Source organism: Rhizobium sp. WYCCWR 11146 (assembly GCF_013591995.1).
Lineage (GTDB): Bacteria > Pseudomonadota > Alphaproteobacteria > Rhizobiales > Rhizobiaceae > Rhizobium > Rhizobium indicum.
In genome coordinates this window covers 22,630-43,078 of sequence record NZ_JACCEY010000023.1, presented here as the reverse complement: position 1 = coordinate 43,078, position 20,449 = coordinate 22,630, and the positions used below count along the sequence as shown (strand labels likewise).

Sequence of the window (20,449 nt, the reverse complement as noted above, 5' to 3'; positions counted from 1 at the left end):
TTTCTGCCCGATGCGACCGACTGCATGACAAGCGATTGATGGCAGTGCACGCCGGCAAGCACGCCCGAGGCAGAAGCGAGCGTGGCATTGTGCATGGCGCTTGCCGCATCGCCGGCGGCAAAGACGCCCTTGACGGTGGTTTCCTTGTTATCGGCGATCCGAATGATTGGCCCGAACGGGCCGTCGTCGAAGGCGCAGCCGAGCTGTTCGGCAACAGGGCTCGCCATCGTCGTTTTCGGCGCGACGAAGACGGCGTCCAGCGGCACGACGCGGCCATCGGCGAGGCGAGCCGCCTCCAGCTTCGGATTGTCGCCCAACAATTCCACGATAGGGCTGCGTTCGATCCAGACGCCACGGGCGATCAGCTTCACCAATTGCTCTTCATCGGGCTCGAACAGCGCTTGGGTGAAAAAGGTCGTTGCTCCCCAGTCCGGGATCATCATGGCCGAATGCGCCGAATGCGGATGGTTTGCGAGAACGCCGAGCTTGCCGCCGCCGACCTCAAAACCGTGGCAATAGGGGCAGTGCAGCGCGGAGCGGCCCCATCGCTGCTTGAGGCCGGGGATTTCGGGCAGCGTGTCGCTGACGCCGGTTGCGAGCACGATGCGCGCGGCTCGTTCTTCGCCGCCGTCTTCGGTGCCGACGATGAACGCATCACCATCGCTATGGCCCCGGACGACCTTCCCCTCGCGGATGGTTATGGTCGGATAAAGCGAAAGCTGCCGCTTTCCCTCCCGCATGATTGCCGCCGGCGTCTGGCCGTCCTGGCCGAGGAACCCGTGCGACGCTTCAGAAAACCGATTGCGCGGCGCGCCGGCATCGACGAGCAGAACCCGCCGCCGTGCCCGGGCCAGCTGCATCGCTGCCGAAAGGCCGGCAAAATTTCCGCCGATGACGATGGCTTCGAACGACATGGAACTCTCCCTTGATATCGAACTCACGACTCAACATAAGTTACATGAACCAACGCCGTCAAGCATCATGTTACTTGTCTTGTTACGATCCCCCTGCGATAATGACCCGCCCGATCGACAGGAAGAGACCCATGCGCAATGACAGCCGCCTTTCACGCATGCTGCACGTGCTGATCCACATGGATAAGCACCAGCATTCGGCAACCTCCGACATGATCGCGAAAATGCTGAACACCAATCCCGTCGTCGTCCGCCGCACCATGGCCGGCCTTCGCGAACAGGGCTACGTCCGCTCCGAAAAAGGCCATGGCGGCGGCTGGACGCTGGTGCGTCCCTTGTCCGACATCACCCTGCTCGACGTCTACAACGCCATCGGCGAACCGCATCTCTTCGCCATAGGCCCGGCCGACGATCAGCCGCAATGCCTGGTGGAACAGGCGGTGAATGTCGCTCTCGGCGACGCGATGAAGGAGGCCCAGGCCCTGCTCCTCCAGCGGCTGGGCGGCGTGACGCTGGACAAGATCGCGGCCGACTTCGAGGCGAAACTGGCCACGCGCCCGGCCCCATCCTATTCTTGCGCCTCCTGAGCGGTCGCAAGCTCACAAGGTGTGTCGTTTCCGCATCACTGTCCGTAAGGTTGCAAATATCCGCTTGGCAATGGCGAATTGCTTCGGTACAAAACGCTCACCGCTTTAGTTCGAACATAAGGGAGGCGTTGCATGACACCAGCGATCATCGAAACCTTCCCGTGCGGAATGTCCTGACACTAGGTCATTTCCATTCGCGGCCCGCCTTAAGCGCGCCCGACATGCGGTTTTCCCCTAATTCATAGCCCGATTGATCCGGCGGGATCATTTCGTCTCCCGCTTGGGCTGTGCCATCCAACTCTCTATTTTGAGGACCGGTCGCCGACACGGCGCCGAGCGATTAAAATGACTCGCAAGAAGCTCGATTTCCGCGCCGATGCCTATCGCCATGTGCTCGGCTTTGTTTTCCATCATTGGCGCCATCGGCCTTTATTGGTGGGCATCATCATCGTGTTGGTCATTGCCAGCACCCTGGCCGAAGTCATGGTGCCGGTGTTTTCCGGTCAGATCGTCGATGCCATTGCCGGCAGCAATGCGGCTGACAGGGCGCTGCGCGCCTTCGTCGTCGTCGTGGCATTGGGCCTGACCAGCGTGGCTCTGCGCTGGTTCATCTTCAACGGCATTATCCGGCTGACGCTGCGCACCATGGCGGATGTGACGAATAACGGTTTCCACAAGGTGCAGCGGTTTTCGACCGACTGGCACGCCAACAGCTTTGCCGGTTCGACGGTGCGCAAGATCACCCGCGGCATGTGGGCGCTCGACCAGCTCAACGACCTGCTGCTGGTCGCCCTGCTGCCGTCCATCGTCATGCTGGTCGGCGCCAGCATCGTGCTCGGCAGCTACTGGCCGATCATGGGCCTGATCGTGGCGGCGGGCTCGCTGATCTATATCGGCGTGACGGTGGCGCTTTCCATGGGCTTCGTATCGCCGGCGGCACGACTTGCCAATGCCTGGGACACCAAGCTTGGGGGCGCGCTGGCGGATGCCATCAGCTGCAATTCGGTGGTCAAGGCCTTCGGCGCCGAAGGCCGCGAAGAGGTGCGCCTGCGCCATGTGATGGCGAAATGGGACAGCCGCACGCGGCGGACATGGAAGCGCGGCACCTTGAGCGGCACGATCCAGGGCTTCCTGATGGTTTCCATGCAGGCCGGTATTCTGGGAACGGGCCTGATCATGTGGCGGCAGGGGCTCGCGACGCCTGGCGACATCACCTTCGTGCTGGCGATGTTCTTCGTCCTGCAAGGTTATCTGCGTAATGTTGGCCAGGACATCCGCAATCTGCAGCGTGCCGTCAACGACATGGAGGAACTGGTGCTGCTCGACAAGATGCCGCTCGGCATCGAGGACAAGCCGAACGCCAAGCCGATCGAGATTGGCGAAGGCGAGATCGTCTTCGATCGCATCACCTTCCAGTATGGCGCGCATCCCACCCCGCTCTATGAGGATTTTTCGGTCACCATCAAGCCGGGTGAGCGCGTGGGCCTGGTCGGGCATTCGGGCTCTGGCAAGACGACCTTCGTCAAGCTCATCCAGCGCCTCTATGACGTGAACTCGGGCGAAATCCGCATCGACGGGCAGGATATCGCAGCGGTCAAGCAATCCAGCCTGCGCGGCCAGATCGCCATCGTGCAGCAGGAGCCCATCCTGTTCCACCGCACGCTGGCGGAAAACATCGCCTATAGCCGGCCGAACGCCTCGCGGCGCGAGATCGAGCAGGCGGCGAAACAGGCGAGCGCCCACGGCTTCATCCTGGACCTTCCCAAGGGCTATGAGACGATGGTGGGGGAACGCGGCGTCAAGCTGTCGGGCGGCGAGCGGCAGCGTGTCGCCATTGCCCGGGCCTTCCTGGCCGATGCGCCGGTGCTGATCCTGGACGAGGCGACATCGAGCCTCGACAGCGAGAGCGAAGTGCAGATCCAGCAGGCCATGGAACGCCTGATGAACGGCCGCACGACGCTGGTGATCGCCCACCGGCTGTCCACGGTGCGAGCGCTCGACCGGCTGCTGGTCTTCGATAAGGGAAAGATTGTCGAGGAAGGCGACCACCAGGCGCTGATCCGGCTCAATAACGGCATCTATCGCCGGCTGTTCGAACGGCAGGCGCTGGAGCTGACCAAGGGTCTGGTGGCGTGAACCGAAACACTACAGCGCCGCGCGTCTTTTCGAGAGCCGCAAAGGACGCTGTAGCGCTTTGAATTGCTGCATAATTCCTTAAATCGATTCCGATTTAAGGAATTATGCAGCAGGGCTGATGCTGTCCTTTACGTCCTCCGATAGAGGAAATAACGGCCTTCCTTGATGCCGTCTGGCAACGGCAGCGCCACCAGCTCGGGATGCTCCAGCGGCAGCCCGCTGACTGCGACGCCGTTATGGGCAAGGACGCCCTGCGGCAACCAGGTCAGCGTCACCGCGTCGATCTCGATGGAGCAGACGGGCGGCGGCTCGACAAGTTCGTCGATGACGGCCTCATGGCGCTCCTCGGCCTCAACACGCGCCGGAATAGGCGTGACACCAGCCGCCGGCTGCGGCTGCTACCGCAATCGGCAGCTGGATAGAAAACTCGCCACCGAGCTTGCAGACAAACTGGTGCTGCCTCCTGCGCAAGGTGCGCGATACCGCCCCCCGTGATTAGCGCCTGAAACCTCCCCCGGCTAAGAACATCGTCGGATTGACAACGGCAGGTGATTTGTCTCCAGTAGAGTAATCGGTTTAATTGCAATGTAGGTTCAATATGCGGATGAGAAAGCAATGATTGAAGGCATCTGGAACGTCTTAAGTGACGAAGGAAATCGCTCTATCCTCAGTTGGATCGGTGGCGGATTAGCAATAGCAATAGGTGCGCTTTGGGCTGCGTATAAGTTTCACCGGCGGGACAAGGAAGAAAAAAAGGACTCCCAGGCGGCAATGGTGAGCGCAAGCAATAAAAGCATATCGGTCGGCAGAGACATAAGAAATAGCGATATAGAAATTAAGAATAAATGAGGCGCCTATGCTACGCCGCCTCTTCAAGTACCTAAAAATGATTTTTAATCGTAGCGAACGGCATAGTATAACGTCCAATCGTAGAAGTATCGCTGTCGGCAGAGACATAATAAACAGCACAATTAAAATTGAATCCGCTGCAGAGGGAGTCTACTTTCAGGAACTGATTGATATTATTCGCCCAATTCAAACCACTTATCGCGTTCTTATTCAGCGATTTTTCGAGCATTATCTGGGAACCAGCGATAATCCCGCGCCTTTTGGTGGGAGAGACGAAGAGCTAGACGAATTAACACGCTGGCTGTCGGATTCAGCCGCCAGCCCAGTTCTTCTCATCACAGGCCCAGCCGGCAGGGGAAAGACTGCGCTCGTGATAAAATGGATGTGTACGATTGGTACCCGCTGTAAGATTGTATTCGTACCAATAAGCATCAGGTTTCAGACGAACCATGCTACTATTTTTTATGAATCTCTCGCCACGCAGCTTGCTGCAATACTCGACGTTTCCGTAGGACACACTCAACGAGATGCAGCTCTGTACTTCCGGGACCGTTCCCTCGAACTAATTCACGAGATTGAGAAAGCGGAAATTAAAACATTGCTGGTATTTGACGGCCTGGACGAAGCCGTTGGATGGACGGTTGATAATAGCATTCTTCGTAAGTCAAAGACTGACACGCTGCGCGTCCTAGTGTCAGCCCGAACGATAGTAGGAGATAACGAGAGCCCCGACGGCTGGCTTTCTCGTCTCGATTGGCCTTACGACGCACAATATCGACATTCCATGGTTATCAGGCCCCTGCTTCGGGATGGAATCAAAGATGTTTTACAATCGCTGGGGCCTCCCACGTCATCGCTCCATGACAGCGATGAGATCATAGCGGCGCTGGAACGGCTGACAGGGGGAGATCCACTTCTTATACGGATGTATGCGGAGCGCTTATCTCAGTTAAGCGATGACGAAATAACTCCGGACGAGTTGGCCGAAATAGCTCCAGGCCTTGAAGGCTATTTCACAAGGTGGTTTGCTCACCAAAGCGGACAATGGACCTCACCAAATGACAACCGTCGTGAGACCCTCGAGTGTATTCTGTCGATTCTATCAGTATCCCTAAGTCCACTTCTCCATCACGAGCTTGAAGCGATCTGTTGCAAATTAAGTAGTTCGGGAATAGCGGCGATTTCGTCCATAGATCTTGAGCCGTTGAGGCGCTTTATCCTGGGCGATGGACTAACTTATGGATATTCCTTTCAGCATCCGAGGTTCGCTCAATACTTTCGTGATAGCTTTTTCAAGAGAAGTACCCGGCTTGCGAATGCAAAAGAAGCTATCATTGATTGGGGGAAAGACGTCGCGCGACAGCTGGACACGGGATTATTGCCCGTTAAGGATGCGCCGCCTTACGCACTCCTAAACCTTACCCATCACCTCGTCGAAGCGCCTTACACACGCACTTCTGTCATCCAGTGCCTTTTGCGAGAAGGGTGGCAAAGAGCATGGTTCGAGCGGGACGCCGATTATTCACGATATTCTACGGAGATAAATACGCTGCTCGCGTTGCTGGCACACCCGAAGGGCCAAGTTGATGAGGATCTCGTTTTTACATTGCGAGTAAAAGCCTCTTTGATTCTGTCATCTATAAATACTCTTGGGACATATGTGCCTACAAACCTTATTATTCGATTAGTTGAAGAAAAACGCATGTCCAGCCGGCAGGGTCTCAAGAGGCTTGGCGCTCTTGATCGCCGTCGTTTTTTTGCTTCTCTCTCAGACCTTTGGGAACTATCGGATGACGAGGTTCGCTCTGAAATGGAAAATATATTTCATCAAAACTGGCATAAACGTGAGAATGTTTTTTCGTTGATAGCATTGGCACATAAGGTAGCGCCGGAAAACAAGGACGAGGTTTACAGATATGCAATTAGCAAACTGTCCGGAATTAGAGACGAGTGGAGAAGGGCTCATCTGTTTGAGTATATTTCGAACCACCTAAATGGTCCCTACCAAATATCTGCATTAAGAGCAGCTCGAGAGATCCAAGAGAGCGGTGCTCGTGTCACCGCTCTTACCGCCATAGCTAAGCTATTCCCACTACGCCATCAGAACTTTATTTTTAAAATGGCTATGCATGCGGCAGAGCAGATTGCGCACGATCCAGAAAGCAGAAGCTTAGCCCACCATGGTGCAGTAGTTGGCCTCTTTGCGACTATCCCTGAGAAGTTCTTACAGGCCGCGCTCGATCTTACCGAAATAATGGAGCCGGGCTTCCTAAAAGAGGACTGTGTATGCGCGCTCGCACCAAAGCTTTCTGACCAACAGATTGAACGAACTCTCGATATTATCGAGGCTATGGCCAGCGCAGCATATTGGTCTGATTCATATCATAAAATGCTAGACTACCTTCCTCAAAAGGTGGCAGACCGTGTTATTGCTGGGATTTCACAGATCTCGAATCCAGTCCTTCGCAAAATCGTACTTGCTGACGCTGGAATTCGCTTTGAACTTTCTGACGAAAGCCAAATTGAAATAGCGCTTCGTGCAATTGAGGAAGCCGAAGACTACGACAACGCCACAATTTCAGCTGTCCGATATTTTTCCAAACGTCTCGCCACCACAAACCCTGTCCGATTGCTAACGGCGTCTGAAAAGGCTGAAAACTCGGCTCTGGGCACAACAATGTTTGGATATGCGGTTACATCGCTTCCCAACGACATGCTCGAAAGAGCCTTATGTTTCGTAGAGAGGATTTCACAGAATTGGCAGCGAACGCATGCTATCGTGGATCTACATCCTCGTCTCGACGCTCGTTATTCTGAAAGAGTCCTTTCCATTGTCAGGCGCACAAGCCCGGAAGGGCGGCACACTTTATCCGAAATCGTGCCGTCACTTGACTCTGGATCACTGGATGCTGCTCTCACAGCATTTGAAGGAATTGGTGATTCATTGGAGCACGCGAAGGCGCTTACACATATTGCTACGAATTTATCAAAACCGAAATCGGAAAAGCTAGTCGACCAGGCAATTGATATTGCAGCGGGGGTCCATGATGACCTTCCAAAATTTCAATTAGTTAAGTTTTTCGTTGAGGCATGCCCACATGGCTTCACTGAGCGCCTATGGGCCCTCGCGTGTAGTATTTATGACTTGAACCTTAAACTTCGCGCAATGGTTACAGTCTGCCAATTGGTGTCCGAAGAAGACATGCAAGCAACGGTAGATGCGATCACTATCGAAACAAAAAAATTGCCCAAAGCAGACCAGGGCATTATCATCGCCAAATTGGCAAGGCATCTCCCTAAGCAACTCGCAACTCCTCTCAAGCAGTCCGCTTTGAATATTGCTGGCGGATTGAACTCTCAATACAAATACGGCGAAATCCTGAAAGAATTAGCTAGGGGTGCCGACAAACCTTTAATTGCAGATCTGATATCTAGGACAAAATCGATAAATTCAAAATTTGATCGAGCGCGTGTTATTCTAGATATATTAGATCTAGAAGGCAATTCATCCGTGCCAAGTGAGGTATCCGGTGAACTACTTAAATTAATTCAACATATTGATTTGAATTGGCAGAACGATTCAATTATACGGAGATCTATTAGGTATTTATCAGTTTCAAACAAGCATGAACTTGGCGCCTACGTCAGCAAAGGGAAAATAGATTATTATTTCAAAGCATTGGCGCTCATTCATATTATTGCTCACTCCGATGAGTCACTCAGAAGAAAGCAAATAAATGGCTTTATATCATTAGCAACTAGAAATTTAGGCGACAAAGAGAAGGTTCGGGTTATTCAATCACTCACCGTTACAATTCCCCGAGATCTAATGATTGAGACAATTGCGCTTATACAAAAAATTGAGACTCCTCTCCTAAGAGTAGAGGCTTATTCGCACTTGGCCCGGTATTCGGATGAGTCCTCACGATCTGAACTTATTGATCTCGCCATTGCGAATAGCAACGGAGCCGCTTGGGAAGATTTGATGGAACTAGCCTACACTATCAAGTATCTAAGGGAGCCAGATATATCACCTGTACTTCGTGCGCTGCTAGATGCGGCAGAGTCTCCGGCTTATCCTCACCAAATGCCTCTATTTCAGATAGTCGCGGAACAACTCCGGAGCGATGTAAACGGCTGCCGGCCAATATTGGAAGTGATTCTTAATGATCATTTCGAGCAGATCATGTCCCTAGCCGCGCGACCTGATTTCAGCCTCCCGGGGAACTCGCCACTTGAGATTTGGGCGCTCGATATTCCAAACAGTTTGTCTGGGTCCTTCACCGCTAGCTTGCCCGATCTGATCGCGAAATCTTTACGACCCGTGAGTTTGGTGCAGCTATGTAAGGTACATTACGCTTTTAGCGATGGACGTGATCGCGAAGCAAGAATAGATGGTGTTATCGAAGCTATCGACGATGTTATCGCCAGATGGAATTAGCTCGTCCGGCAAGGTCGTGAAGGTTTCTCCAACGACAGTCGTTTCATTCTTCGACACTGGGTTTCACTAAACTGAAATAGCCGAGCATCCAGCGTTTCGTGGATGTTCAGTGTCTCATAAGCTGACCTGCCGAAATGATTGTTTTACTCGAATGAGTTCCATCTAACCTGCTGTAAGCCATTATAATCGACCTGCCACTGACATTTTATCCAAAGCCGAGAGCAATCGATGCGCTGCTGCCGCCTGACGCCGCTCATGTTCTCCGATAAAGGAAATAACGGCCTTCCTTGATGCCGTCTGGCAGCGGCAGCGCCATCAGCTCGGGATGCTCCAGCGGCAGCCCGCTGACGGCGACGCCGTTATGGGCAAGGACGCCGGCCATCAGCTGCGGCAGCCAGGTCAGCGTCACCGCGTCGATCTCGTCATGGCCGGTGCCGATATCGGCATGGGCAAGGGCTGCACCGATGCCGACGAAGGCCTGGCCGGACTCGCGGATATTGCCGGTAACCATGTCTTCTGCCTCCGGTGTCGAGGCCGAATAGGAGCGCACTTCCCAATCGAAGGCGACAATGCGCCGGCCGGGAAAATTCTCGCGCAGGTGATCATAGGTGCGGCCGTTGCCGAGGCCGAACTCCAGCACCGGGCCTTGTATTTCTCCCACCAGATCGATGATCGAGTTCAGAATGTCGCGTTGAGCCGTCAACCGGCGAATGAAGCTGTCGAGGCGGCTCATCTATCCGTATCCGTCATGAAGTCGTTAGCGGTCCTGGAGCAATTCCAGCAAAAGTGCGGGGAGCGGTTTTGCGTTCGGAATTGCGTAAAAACAAAAAGATAGGGCATTTCCGTGCGTCCCGGAAACCAGGAAAGGCTCTAACACATGAAACCTTGCCAAGTCGATTGCCGTAAATGGGAATTGGCGTTGCAGTGGCGACATGGGTCTGTGCTAAGCTGGACGATATGAAAACCGTGACCGACGAAGATTTCTTTGCCGAAGTGCCGCTCTTCACCGAATTCGAGGGCGTGACCGACGCCGCCAACTATCGGCCGCTGCCGGACGGATGGGTGCTGGCGCTCGCCGACATCGTCGGCTCGACGCAGGCGATCGACGCCGGCCGTTACAAGGACGTCAACATGGCGGGCGCCAGCGTCATTTCAGCGGTTTTGAACTCCGTCGGCAAGGGCGACTATCCCTTCGTCTTCGGCGGCGACGGCGCGCTGATCGCGCTTCCGGGTTCGCTGGCGGCGGCGGCGCGCGACGCCCTTGCTGCCGCGCAGGTCTGGGTCGAGGAAGATCTGGGCCTGATGCTGCGCATCGCCATCGTGCCGGTCGCCGACACCCGCGCCGAGGGCCTCGACGTCCGCGTCGCGCGTTACTCCGCAAGTCCTTATGTCACCTATGCGATGTTCTGGGGCGGCGGCACCAGCTGGGCCGAAAGACAGATGAAGGTCGGTCGTTACGGCATCGCCCGCGCGCCCGCTGGAACCCGCCCGGATCTCACCGGCCTCTCCTGCCGGTGGAGCCCGATCGATGCCCGAAACGGCGAGATCGTCTCGATTATCGCCGTGCCCGGCGAAGGCCGGCCAGGCCGGGAATTTCAAGAGCTCGTCAGCGGCATCGTCGCCATCACCACCGAACAGAACCGAGACAGCCATCCGGTGCCGGCCGACGGTCCGGACCTTGCCTTCTCGCTGCATGGCATTAATCGCGAGGCCAAAGCAACCGCGCCACCGCGCCGGCGGTTGTGGCAGAAGCTCTTTATCTTCCTGCAGCTCGGCATCACGGTCGCGTGCTACAGGCTCGGCATTCCGCTCGGCAGCTTCGATGCACGCCGCTACAAGCGCGACGTCGCCGACAATTCCGATTTCCGCAAATTCGACGACGGGCTGAAGATGACGATCGACGTCGACGCCGAACACCTGAAGCGCATCGAGACCCTGCTTCAACAGGCACAGGCCAAGGGTGTGGCCCGCTACGGCCTGCATCGGCAATCCTCGGCGCTGATGACCTGCTTCGTGCCGACGCCGATCGCACGCGATCACATCCATTTCATCGATGGCGCCGCTGGCGGTTATGCGGTGGCCGCGAGCCAGATCACCGGCAAGTCGCTTTCGGCTGTTTCCGTCATGCCTTGATGACGTGATCGGCCGAAAGGCCGAGCCGGTTGAAGACGTTGCGCGTGTCGACGATCAACGAGGCACTTTTTGCGAGCGCCGCATAATCCACCCTGTCGTGATCGGTCGCGACCAGCACAGCATCGTAGCCGGCAATGGTATCAGGCGTCAGCGCCACCGATTTGCGGCCCTTCAGCGCCTGGTATTCGCGCGTCGGTGGGATCTCGGCGACGAGGGGATCATGATAATCCGCGTGTCCGCCACGCTCCTCGATGATCTCGATCAACCGCAGCGACGGGCTTTCGCGAATATCGGCGACGTTCTTCTTATAGGCGAGCCCGAGCACCAGCACCTTGCTGCGGCTCAGTGCCTTGCCGGCGCGGATATCGAGCGCCTCGGCAAGCTTGCCGACGACGTAACGCGGCATTGCCGAATTGATCTCGCCGGCAAGCTCGATGAAGCGGGTCGGCAGCTCGTATTCGCGCGATTTCCAGGTGAGGTAGAAAGGATCAATCGGGATGCAATGGCCGCCAAGGCCGGGGCCGGGATAGAAGGGCATGTAGCCGAAGGGCTTGGTCTTGGCCGCGTCGATCACTTCCCAGACGTCGATGCCCATCGCCGCATAGACGGTCTTCAGCTCGTTGACGAGGGCGATGTTGACCGAGCGGAAGATGTTTTCGGTGAGCTTCACGGCCTCGGCCGTGGCATTCGACGAGACCGGAACGACCGATGATACCGCTGCGCCATAGAAGGCCTTCATCAGCGCCAGTGCCTCGGCCCCGTCGCCGGCGACGACCTTGGGAATCGTGGCTGTATGATAATGCTGGTTGCCGGGATCCTCGCGCTCCGGCGAAAAGCCGACGAAGAAGTCCGACCCGGATTTTAACCCGGTGCCTTCGAGAATGACCTTCACCACATCGTCAGTCGTGCCGGGATAGGTGGTCGATTCCAGCACAACGAGCTGACCGGGGCGCAAATGCGCGGCGATCGAGCGCGACGTCGCCTCGACGAAGGAAAGGTCGGGATCGCGATGCTTGGTGAGCGGCGTCGGCACGCAGATGATGACGACGTCGCACTCGCCAAGGCCGGCGAAATCGGTCGTCGCCTTGAAGCGGCCCGCATCGATCTCGGCCGACAGCGCCTCGTCGCTCACCGCATCGATATAGGAGCGGCGGGCATCGAGAGCCACCATCTTCCCGGGATCGATGTCGAAGCCGGTGACCGCAAAGCCGCTGCGCGCCACCGCCATCGCCAGCGGCAGGCCGACATAGCCAAGGCCGATGATGCCGGCACGGGCCGCGCGGGTTTCGATCTTCTGCAAAAGCGTATCGAAGGGGGAGATGGCCAAGGCGGGATCTTTCAAACGGGGAAGAGAAGGCTGATCTAATGCATGATCCGGGCAAATTAAACCCGGGCGCGGATCTTCCTCTTATCGCCGGCGATGTGCTGTCCTGTTCGCGCCCCGTGGCTGCCCCTCACTCGGCCGCCGCCGGGGCCTGTTTTTTCAAACTCACCGTCGGCGCAGCGGATGATGCGTCACACTTTCTGGCGCCTATTTCCTGACAGGACAACACCCTTAGCCGGGTGTGGCGGAAATGACCCAGGCCGCGCCGTTTGCTGCAACTTCAGCGCACAAAAAAATGCCGATCCCATTGTTTCGCATTTGCAGCATCCCTATTTTGACTTTTGATAATGAACCACCGTGAAAGGACTACCCGTCCGATCCCGCTATGGGGAGCTGAGGGGCGCCGCTGCCGGGCTTTCGGCAGATCCGTTGACACAATAATACCGCTCGTACATCCTGATTTCCTTGTGACCTGCGCATGAAAAATGTGTCGGCCGAGGGACTTTTGGCTCTTGGGGATGGCGTGCCTTATGAGGATCATACCGAGAATGAGCACGATCGAATCCAGCGTATCCTCCATCCTCTTGGACCGGGTCGCTGAATGGCTGACGAACTCTTCGCTGGCCGGAGACGAGCTTGAAAACATCGTGCGCGGTTTCTGCGAAAGGCTCACCGCTGCGGGCCTGCCGCTTGCGCGCGTGCATCTTTCTTTTTCGATGCTGCATCCGCTCTACGATGCGCTGAGCTTCACCTGGCGGCGCGCCAGCGGCGTCACCATCGAGGGCTTCCGCATGCCCGCCGGCCAAAAGCCGGACCGCTTCCTGCAGAGTCCCTATTATTACCTGCTCGACAACAATCTGCAGCACATCCGCCGCCGGCTGATGCACGATGGGCCGAACGAATTCCCAATTTTCGAGGACCTGCGCAAGGACAGCATCACCGACTACCTCGCCTTCGTGCAGCCCTTCGGCGACGGCTCGGTGCAGGGCATGATGGGCTCCTGGTCGACGGACCATAACACCGGCTTTTCCGACGATATGATCGATGCGTTGCTGAGGATGCAGAACCATCTGGCGGTTGCCGCCAAGATGGCGGTGCTCGGCAAGCTCGCCAACAACATGCTGACCACCTATCTCGGCGGCGACGCCGGCAAGCGGGTGCTGAACGGCCAGATCCGCCGCGGCGACGGTGAGACGATCCGCGCGGCCCTCGTCATGGGCGACATGCGCGAATCCACCATGTATGCCGAAAAGGAAGGCCGGCAGGCCTATATCGACACGCTGAACCAGTTCTTCGACGCGATCGCCGCCCCTTTCAACCGTAACGGCGGCGAGATCCTGAGTTTCCTCGGCGACGGCTTCCTCGCCGTCTATCCTTGCGGACGCCACAAGGACCCATCGAAAATTGCCTGCGAGGCGGCTCTTTCGGCCGTCCATCAGGCGCAGGCGCGGGTCGCCGAGCTCAACAGGGACCGCGAGCAGAAGGGCCTGACCAGGGTCGGCTACGGCATCGGCCTGCATGTCGGCAACGTCATGTTCGGCAATGTCGGCCTCAAGGATCGGCTGACCTTCTCCGCCTTCGGCTCGGCGGTCAACGAGGTCCAACGTCTGCAGATCCTGACCAAGAAATACGGCCGCGAGGTCGTCGCCAGCCAGGCCTTCGCCGGCTATTGCGGCGGCGAATGGACGACGCTCGGCGAAGAGAAGCTGCGCGGCATCCGTCAGAAGGTGACCGTGCTGCAGCCGCGCGCGCCGGCGCCGGCAATCAATGTCGACGAGAGCTTCCGCGAGGCCGTGCAGAACGGACTTTCAGAAGCCGAGCAGGTCATTCTCCTGCATCGCGACGCCAAGAATCAGGTCAAGCGCACCAGCATGGAGAAATTCATCCAGTAAGCTTACAACCCCTGTCATAATCTGTGCGTCTCGCCCGGGGAACTTCGGCGGGACATGCTGGTTTATCTATGATTGTCATCAGCTAGACACCCTGTTTGCGGTACGATAGTGTGCCTTAACGGGAACATAGAAGACTGGGGAATTTCATTGGTATGGCGTCTGCAGCGGATCTGTTGCGTATTGAAAATCTCGACGTCTCCTTCTCGGTTTTCGGTGACCGGCTACGCGTCGTAAAACAAGCCAATCTTCGCATTCTTCCAGGCAAGGTCACCGCTCTCGTCGGTGAATCCGGCTCGGGAAAATCGGTGATCAGCCAGTCGATCATGGGCATCCTGCCCAATCCGGCCAAGGCCTCGGGCAGCATCCTTTTCACCGATCCGCTCGACGGCAGCACGACCGATATCCTGTCCTTTCCGCGCGACAGCGAGGAAATGCGCGACTTGCGCGGCCGCCGCATGGCGACGATCTTCCAGGAGCCGATGACCTCGCTGTCGCCGCTGCATACGATCGGCAATCAGATCAGCGAAGTGCTGCTGATCCATACCGAAGTCGACAAGCAGGAAGCCCGTGAAAAGACCGAGGAGATGCTTGGCCTTGTCGGCTTCTCCAATCCACACCGCACCTACGACATGTATCCGTTCGAACTGTCCGGCGGCATGCGCCAGCGCGCGATGATCGCCATGGCGCTGATCTGCAAGCCGGCGCTCTTGATCGCCGACGAGCCGACGACTGCGCTCGACGTGACGATCCAGGCGCAGATCCTCGAACTGCTCCGCGAGCTGCAGGCCAAGCTCGGCATGGCGATGCTGCTCATCACCCACGATCTCGGCATCGTCGCCAACATGGCCGACGAGGTGGTCGTCATCTATCACGGCGAGATCATGGAAGCAGGACCGGTCGAGGATATCTTCCGCAATCCGCAGCATCCCTATCTCAAGGGCCTGATGGCCGCCGTCCCGCATTTCGACATGAAACCCGGCGAGCGGCTGAAAGCGCTGCGGGAGGTAACGGTCAATCTCGAGTCCCTCGTCGGCAAGAAGAAGCCGCTCCAGGCAGAGGCGCCGGGCATCCTGCTTTCCGTCGCCAATCTCTCGAAGACCTACAAGACGCGCAAGCGCAGTTTCTTCGGCAAACATGAAGCCACCGTCCTGCGCGCCGTCGACGACGTCAGCTTCGACATCCGCCGCGGCGAATGTCTGGGCCTGGTGGGCGAGTCCGGCTGCGGCAAGACGACGCTCAGCAAGATCCTGATGCGCGCCATCACGCCGGACAGCGGCGCAGTGGTGTTCAACGACGGCAAGGAGGTCGTCGACGTCCTCTCCGTCAAAGGCGCCGAACTGCAGGACATGCGGACCAAGATCCAGATGGTGTTCCAGGACCCGGTCTCCTCGCTCTCGCCGCGCATGACGGTGCGCAACATCCTGAGTGAACCTCTTGAGATCCATGACCGCGGCGACAGCGACGAGCGCAAGCGCAAGGTCGAAGGGCTGATGGCGGCAATCGGCCTCGACAAGCGTTATCTCAGCCGTTACCCGCACAGTTTTTCGGGCGGCCAGCGCCAGCGCATCGGTATCGCGCGGGCGCTCGCGCTCGGCCCGAAGCTCGTCATCCTCGACGAGCCGGTCTCGGCGCTTGACGTCTCCGTGCAGGCGCAGATCCTCAACCTGTTGAAGGACCTGCAGAAAGAGCTGGGGCTTACTTATCTGTTCATTTCGCACAATCTCGCCGTCGTCGATTACATGGCCGACCGCATCGCGGTGATGTGCAAGGGCCGCATCGTCGAGATCGCGCCGCGCGAGATCATCCTGCGCGATCCGGTGCACCCCTATACGAAATCGCTGCTCGCCGCCGTCCCCTTCCCCGATCTCGACCGGCCGCTCGATTTCAAGGCGCTCAGGGAAAACGGCGCCGCCGACAAGCAGAACTGGGGCGCGACCTTCACCGCCGAGCATGACGACGCTTCCGAACTTGCCTATGCCGACCTCGGCGACGGCCATCTGGTGCGCGCCCGCAAAGGCGCCGATGCCAAGGAGTTGCGCTGATGGTGACGCGTCGCATTTTTCTCGGCGGCCTCGTCGGCGCGGCGATCGCGCCCGCGGTGCTTCGCGCCGGACAGGTCGGCGAGCCGGAATTCCTGAAGGAGCGGCTGACATCAGGCAGCCTGCCGCCGATGGCGGAGCGCATTCCCGTCCGCCCGCGTATCGTCAATCTGAAGGAGATGGGGCTCGAACCCGGTGCCTACGGCGGCACGGTGCGCACCATCATCGGCAGCCAGCGCGACATCCGCTTCATGACGATCTACGGCTATGCCCGCCTGGTCGGCTACAACAAGCACCTGCAGTTCCAGCCGGACATCCTGGCCGGTTTCCAGTCCGAGGACGACACGGTCTTCACCTTCACACTGCGCGAGGGCCATAAATGGTCCGACGGCCAGCCGTTTACGGCTGACGATTTCCGCTACTGGTGGGAAGACGTCATCCTGAACGACAAGCTGACGCCCGGCGGCGGCGCGCTAGAGCTTCGTCCGCACGGCAGCCTGCCGCGCTTCGAGATGCTCGATCCGCTGACCGTGCGCTACACCTGGGAAAAACCCAACCCGATGTTCCTGCCGACGCTGGCAGGCCCGCAGCCGCTCGTCATCTTCGGCCCTGGTCATTATCTCAAGCAGTTCCACAAGAAATTCCAGCCGGACCAAGCGAAGATGGACGAGCTGATGAAGACCTACCGCGTCAAGAAATGGCAGGATCTGCACATCAAGATGGCGCGTTCCTACCGTCCGGAAAATCCGAACCTGCCGACGCTCGATCCCTGGCGCAATACGACGCCGCTGCCGTCCGAGCAGTTCGTCTTCGAGCGCAACCCGTTCTTCCACCGCATCGACGAGACCGGCAGGCAGCTACCCTATCTCGACCGCTTCATCCTCAACGTCTCCTCCTCATCGATCATCGCCGCCAAGGCGGGGGCAGGCGAAGCCGACCTGCAGGTGACCGGCATCGATTTCAACGACTACACCTTCCTGAAGGAGGCCGAGAAGCGCTTCCCGGTGAAGGTCAATCTCTGGAAGCTCGCGCGCGGCTCGCGCATCACGCTGCTGCCGAACCTCAACTGTGCTGACGAAGTGTGGCGCGGCCTTTTCCGCGACGTCCGCCTGCGCCGCGCTTTGTCGTTGGCGATCGACCGGCACGAGATCAACATGGTCGCCTTCTACGGCCTCGGCACGCCAAGCGCCGATACCGTCCTGCCCGATAGCCCGCTCTTCAAGCAGGAATATGCCGATGCCTTCGTGAAGTTCGATCCCGACGAGGCCAACCGCCTGCTCGACGAACTCGGCTTGACCAAACGCGGTGACGACGGCATTCGGCTGCTGCCGGACGGGCGTCGCGCCGAGATCACCGTCGAGACCGCCGGCGAGAGCAATCTCGACACCGACGTGCTGGAACTGGTGCGAGATCACTGGGCCAATATCGGCCTGGCGCTCTATACCCGGACCTCGCAGCGCGATGTCTTCCGCAATCGCGCCATGAGCGGTTCGATCATGATGTCGATCTGGTACGGCCTCGACAATGGCGTGCCGACGGCCGACATGTCGCCGGCCGGCCTTGCGCCGACACTCGACGATCAGTTGCAATGGCCGCTCTGGGGCATGCATTACCTCTCCGCCGGCCAGGAGGGGGTCGCACCCGACCTGCCGGAGGCAGCCGAGCTGGTCAACCTGCTCAGCCAATGGGGCTCGACGGCGAAATTCGAGGAGCGCCAGGTGATCTGGCACAAGATGCTGTCGCTCTATACGCAGCAGGTATTCTCGATCGGCCTCATCAACAGCACGCTGCAGCCGATCCTTCGCGCTGCCAAGCTGCAGAACCTGCCGGAGAGAGCGCTCTACGGCTTCGATCCCACCTCCTATCTCGGCGTCTACATGCCGGATGCATTCTGGTACAAGGAGGCCTGAGGCGTGCTCAGATACATTCTCTGGCGCATCGCCGCCATGGTGCCGACGCTCTTCGTCATTTCGGCGCTGGTCTTCACCATCATCGAGCTGCCGCCCGGCGACTTCTTCGAGAGCCAAATCGCCGAGCTGCGTGCCTCCGGCGAGACCGCCAACCTCCAGGAAATCGAGGAGATGCGCCAGCAATACGGCTTCGACAAGCCGGAGATCGTGCGTTATTTCTACTGGGTCGGCGGCATGCTGCACGGCGATTTCGGCTATTCCTTCGAATATCAGCTGCCGGTCTCCGACGTGGTCGGCGATCGCCTCTGGCTGACGATGCTCGTCTCCTTCACGACGATCCTGCTCACCTGGCTGATCGCCTTTCCGATCGGCATCTATTCGGCCACGCACCAGTACAGTTGGGGTGATTACGGGCTGACGTTCCTCGGCCTGCTCGGCATCGCCATTCCGAACTTCATGCTGGCGCTGATCCTGATGTATTTCGCCAATATCTGGTTCGGCATCTCGATCGGCCATCTGATGGACCAGCAATATATCTCGGCGCCGATGAGCTGGGAGAAGGCGCGGTCGATCCTCTCTCACCTGTGGATCCCTGTGATCATCGTCGGCACGGCCGGCACGGCCGGCATGATCCGGCGGCTGCGTGCCAACCTGCTCGACGAGATGCAGAAGCAGTATGTCGTCACCGCCCGCGCCAAGGGCCTGCCGCCGCTGAAGGCGCTGGTCAAATATCCGCTGCGCATGGCGCTCAACTTCTTCGTCGCCGATATCGGCTCGATCCTGCCGTCGATCATCTCGGGCGCCGAGATCGTCGCCATCGTGCTGTCGCTGGAGACGACGGGGCCGATGCTCATCAAGGCGCTGCAGAGCCAGGACATGTATCTCGCCGGCTCCTTCCTGATGTTCCTGGCCTTCCTCAATGTCATCGGCGTGCTGATCTCCGACATCGCGCTCGGCTTCCTTGATCCCCGCATCCGTCTGCAAGGCAGGAGCACCAAATAATGTCGCCCCTTCCCGCACCCGGCGCGCCGCTGCCGCATTACGTCTCGACCGCGCCTTTCGATCCGCTTGCGACCGAAAGCATGACGGCGGCGCAATCGCGCATTCATCTCGCCTCGCAGAAGCAGCTGATGTGGTGGAAGTTCAAGCAGCACAAGCTGGCCTTGATCTCCGGCATCTTTCTCGCCGTCGTCTACCTGATGATCCTGATCGTCGAGTTCCTGGCGCCCTACGGCCTGCACACGCGCAATGTCGATTTCATTCACGCGCCGCCGCAACCCATCCACTTCTTCGACAAGGGCAGCTTCGTCGGTCCCTTCGTTTACGGCCGCAGCATGACGCTCGATCTCGACACGCTGCATCGTGTCTATACGGATAGGCCGAACGACGTGCAGCCAATCCGATTCTTCTGCCGCGGCGATGCCTACAAATTCTGGGGCGTTGTTGCCTCGAACTATCATCTCGTCTGCCCGGCGATCGGCGGGCAGATGTTCCTGCTCGGCACCGACCGGCTCGGCCGTGACGTGCTCTCGCGCATCCTCTACGGCGCGCGGATATCGCTGACCATCGGTCTGATCGGCATTTCGATCAGCTTCGTGCTCGGTATCGTCATTGGCGGCCTTGCCGGTTATCGTGGCGGCATTTTCGATCTCATCGTCCAGCGCCTGATCGAAGTGCTGCAATCGCTGCCGAGCCTGCCGCTCTGGATGGCGCTGGCCGCCATCATGCCGGTAACGTGGAGCCCGATCGTCATCTATTTCGGCATCACCGTCATCCTCGGCATCATCGACTGGACGGGGCTGGCGCGTGCCGTGCGCTCCAAACTCCTGGCGCTGCGCGAGGAGGATTATGTCCAGGCCGCACAGCTGATGGGTGCCAGCACGCCACGCATCATCGGCCGGCACCTGGTGCCGGGCTTTATGTCGCATCTCATTGCTTCGGCGACGATTTCGATCCCCGGCATGATCCTTGGAGAGACCGCGCTCTCCTTCCTCGGCCTCGGCCTTCGTCCGCCGATCACCAGCTGGGGCATTCTGCTGACCGAGGCAAAAAGCGTCAGCGTCATCGCCTTCTATCCGTGGCTGCTCTATCCGATCATTCCTGTTGTTCTGGTCATTTTGGCGTTCAACTTTCTGGGAGACGGCTTGCGTGATGCGGCAGATCCCTACAAATAGCAGGAAACGCGGCGGCGCATCACGGCACCGCCCCCACCTCTTGGCCTCCG

Annotated in this window: 12 protein-coding genes and 2 pseudogenes; 10 read left to right on the top strand and 4 right to left on the bottom strand. The window is 58.3% G+C overall.

Features of this window, described 5'->3' with window-relative positions; all coding sequences use genetic code 11:
- Window positions 1–11 precede the first annotated feature (11 nt).
- A pseudogene (locus tag HX899_RS17730) lies at window positions 12–914 on the bottom strand (NAD(P)/FAD-dependent oxidoreductase); the annotation flags it as partial.
- A 131-nt stretch (window positions 915–1,045) separates the two neighbouring features.
- Here HX899_RS17730 and HX899_RS17725 point away from each other — a divergent pair.
- Together HX899_RS17725 and HX899_RS17720 are read left to right on the top strand one after the other, a co-directional pair.
- The gene (locus HX899_RS17725; RefSeq protein ID WP_168310369.1) at window positions 1,046–1,501 is read left to right on the top strand and encodes an Rrf2 family transcriptional regulator; all 456 of its coding nucleotides are present in this window, start codon (window positions 1,046–1,048) and stop codon (window positions 1,499–1,501) included.
- Window positions 1,502–1,846: 345 nt separating this feature from the next.
- Entirely contained in the window at window positions 1,847–3,637 is a 1,791-nt protein-coding gene (locus tag HX899_RS17720) for an ABC transporter ATP-binding protein (RefSeq protein WP_181292973.1), read from the top strand.
- Between the two features lie 128 nt (window positions 3,638–3,765).
- Here the strand turns inward: HX899_RS17720 and HX899_RS17715 are convergent.
- Window positions 3,766–3,924, bottom strand: a pseudogene (locus tag HX899_RS17715) (class I SAM-dependent methyltransferase); the annotation flags it as partial.
- A 328-nt stretch (window positions 3,925–4,252) separates the two neighbouring features.
- Between HX899_RS17715 and HX899_RS17710 the strand changes: the two are divergent.
- Window positions 4,253–4,486, top strand: a complete 234-nt coding sequence (locus tag HX899_RS17710; protein ID WP_181292972.1) for a hypothetical protein — start codon at window positions 4,253–4,255, stop codon at window positions 4,484–4,486.
- 7 nt (window positions 4,487–4,493) lie between these two features.
- A complete protein-coding gene (locus HX899_RS17705) occupies window positions 4,494–8,927 on the top strand; it encodes an ATP-binding protein (protein ID WP_181292971.1) in 4,434 nt (1,477 codons plus the stop codon).
- A 253-nt stretch (window positions 8,928–9,180) separates the two neighbouring features.
- On the opposite strand, the gene HX899_RS17700 is transcribed toward HX899_RS17705, so the two are convergent.
- Window positions 9,181–9,660, bottom strand: a complete 480-nt coding sequence (locus HX899_RS17700; protein WP_181292970.1) for a class I SAM-dependent methyltransferase — start codon at window positions 9,658–9,660, stop codon at window positions 9,181–9,183.
- 173 nt (window positions 9,661–9,833) lie between these two features.
- On the opposite strand from HX899_RS17700, the gene HX899_RS17695 reads away from it, so the two are divergent.
- Complete coding sequence (locus tag HX899_RS17695) at window positions 9,834–11,060, top strand: DUF3095 domain-containing protein (protein ID WP_181292969.1); 1,227 nt, start codon at window positions 9,834–9,836, stop codon at window positions 11,058–11,060.
- On the opposite strand, the gene HX899_RS17690 is transcribed toward HX899_RS17695, so the two are convergent.
- Window positions 11,050–12,387, bottom strand: coding sequence for a nucleotide sugar dehydrogenase (locus tag HX899_RS17690; protein ID WP_181292968.1), 1,338 nt, complete (start codon window positions 12,385–12,387; stop codon window positions 11,050–11,052). The genes HX899_RS17695 and HX899_RS17690 overlap by 11 nt on opposite strands.
- 545 nt (window positions 12,388–12,932) lie before the next feature.
- Between HX899_RS17690 and HX899_RS17685 the strand changes: the two genes are divergently transcribed.
- From HX899_RS17685 to HX899_RS17665, 5 genes are all read left to right on the top strand, one after another.
- A complete protein-coding gene (locus tag HX899_RS17685; RefSeq protein ID WP_181292967.1) occupies window positions 12,933–14,276 on the top strand; it encodes an adenylate/guanylate cyclase domain-containing protein in 1,344 nt (447 codons plus the stop codon).
- A gap of 152 nt (window positions 14,277–14,428) precedes the next feature.
- On the top strand, window positions 14,429–16,318 hold the full coding sequence (locus HX899_RS17680; RefSeq protein WP_181292966.1) for an ABC transporter ATP-binding protein: 1,890 nt from the start codon (window positions 14,429–14,431) through the stop codon (window positions 16,316–16,318).
- Entirely contained in the window at window positions 16,318–18,225 is a 1,908-nt protein-coding gene (locus tag HX899_RS17675) for an ABC transporter substrate-binding protein (RefSeq protein WP_138331572.1), read from the top strand. Before HX899_RS17680 ends, HX899_RS17675 begins: the two co-directional genes overlap by 1 nt.
- A gap of 3 nt (window positions 18,226–18,228) precedes the next feature.
- A complete protein-coding gene (locus tag HX899_RS17670) occupies window positions 18,229–19,227 on the top strand; it encodes an ABC transporter permease (RefSeq protein WP_003548391.1) in 999 nt (332 codons plus the stop codon).
- Window positions 19,227–20,399 (top strand): ABC transporter permease, encoded by a 1,173-nt coding sequence (locus HX899_RS17665; protein WP_164067319.1) that lies wholly within the window; start codon window positions 19,227–19,229, stop codon window positions 20,397–20,399. The genes HX899_RS17670 and HX899_RS17665 overlap by 1 nt, the downstream gene beginning before the upstream one ends.
- Window positions 20,400–20,449 lie beyond the last annotated feature (50 nt).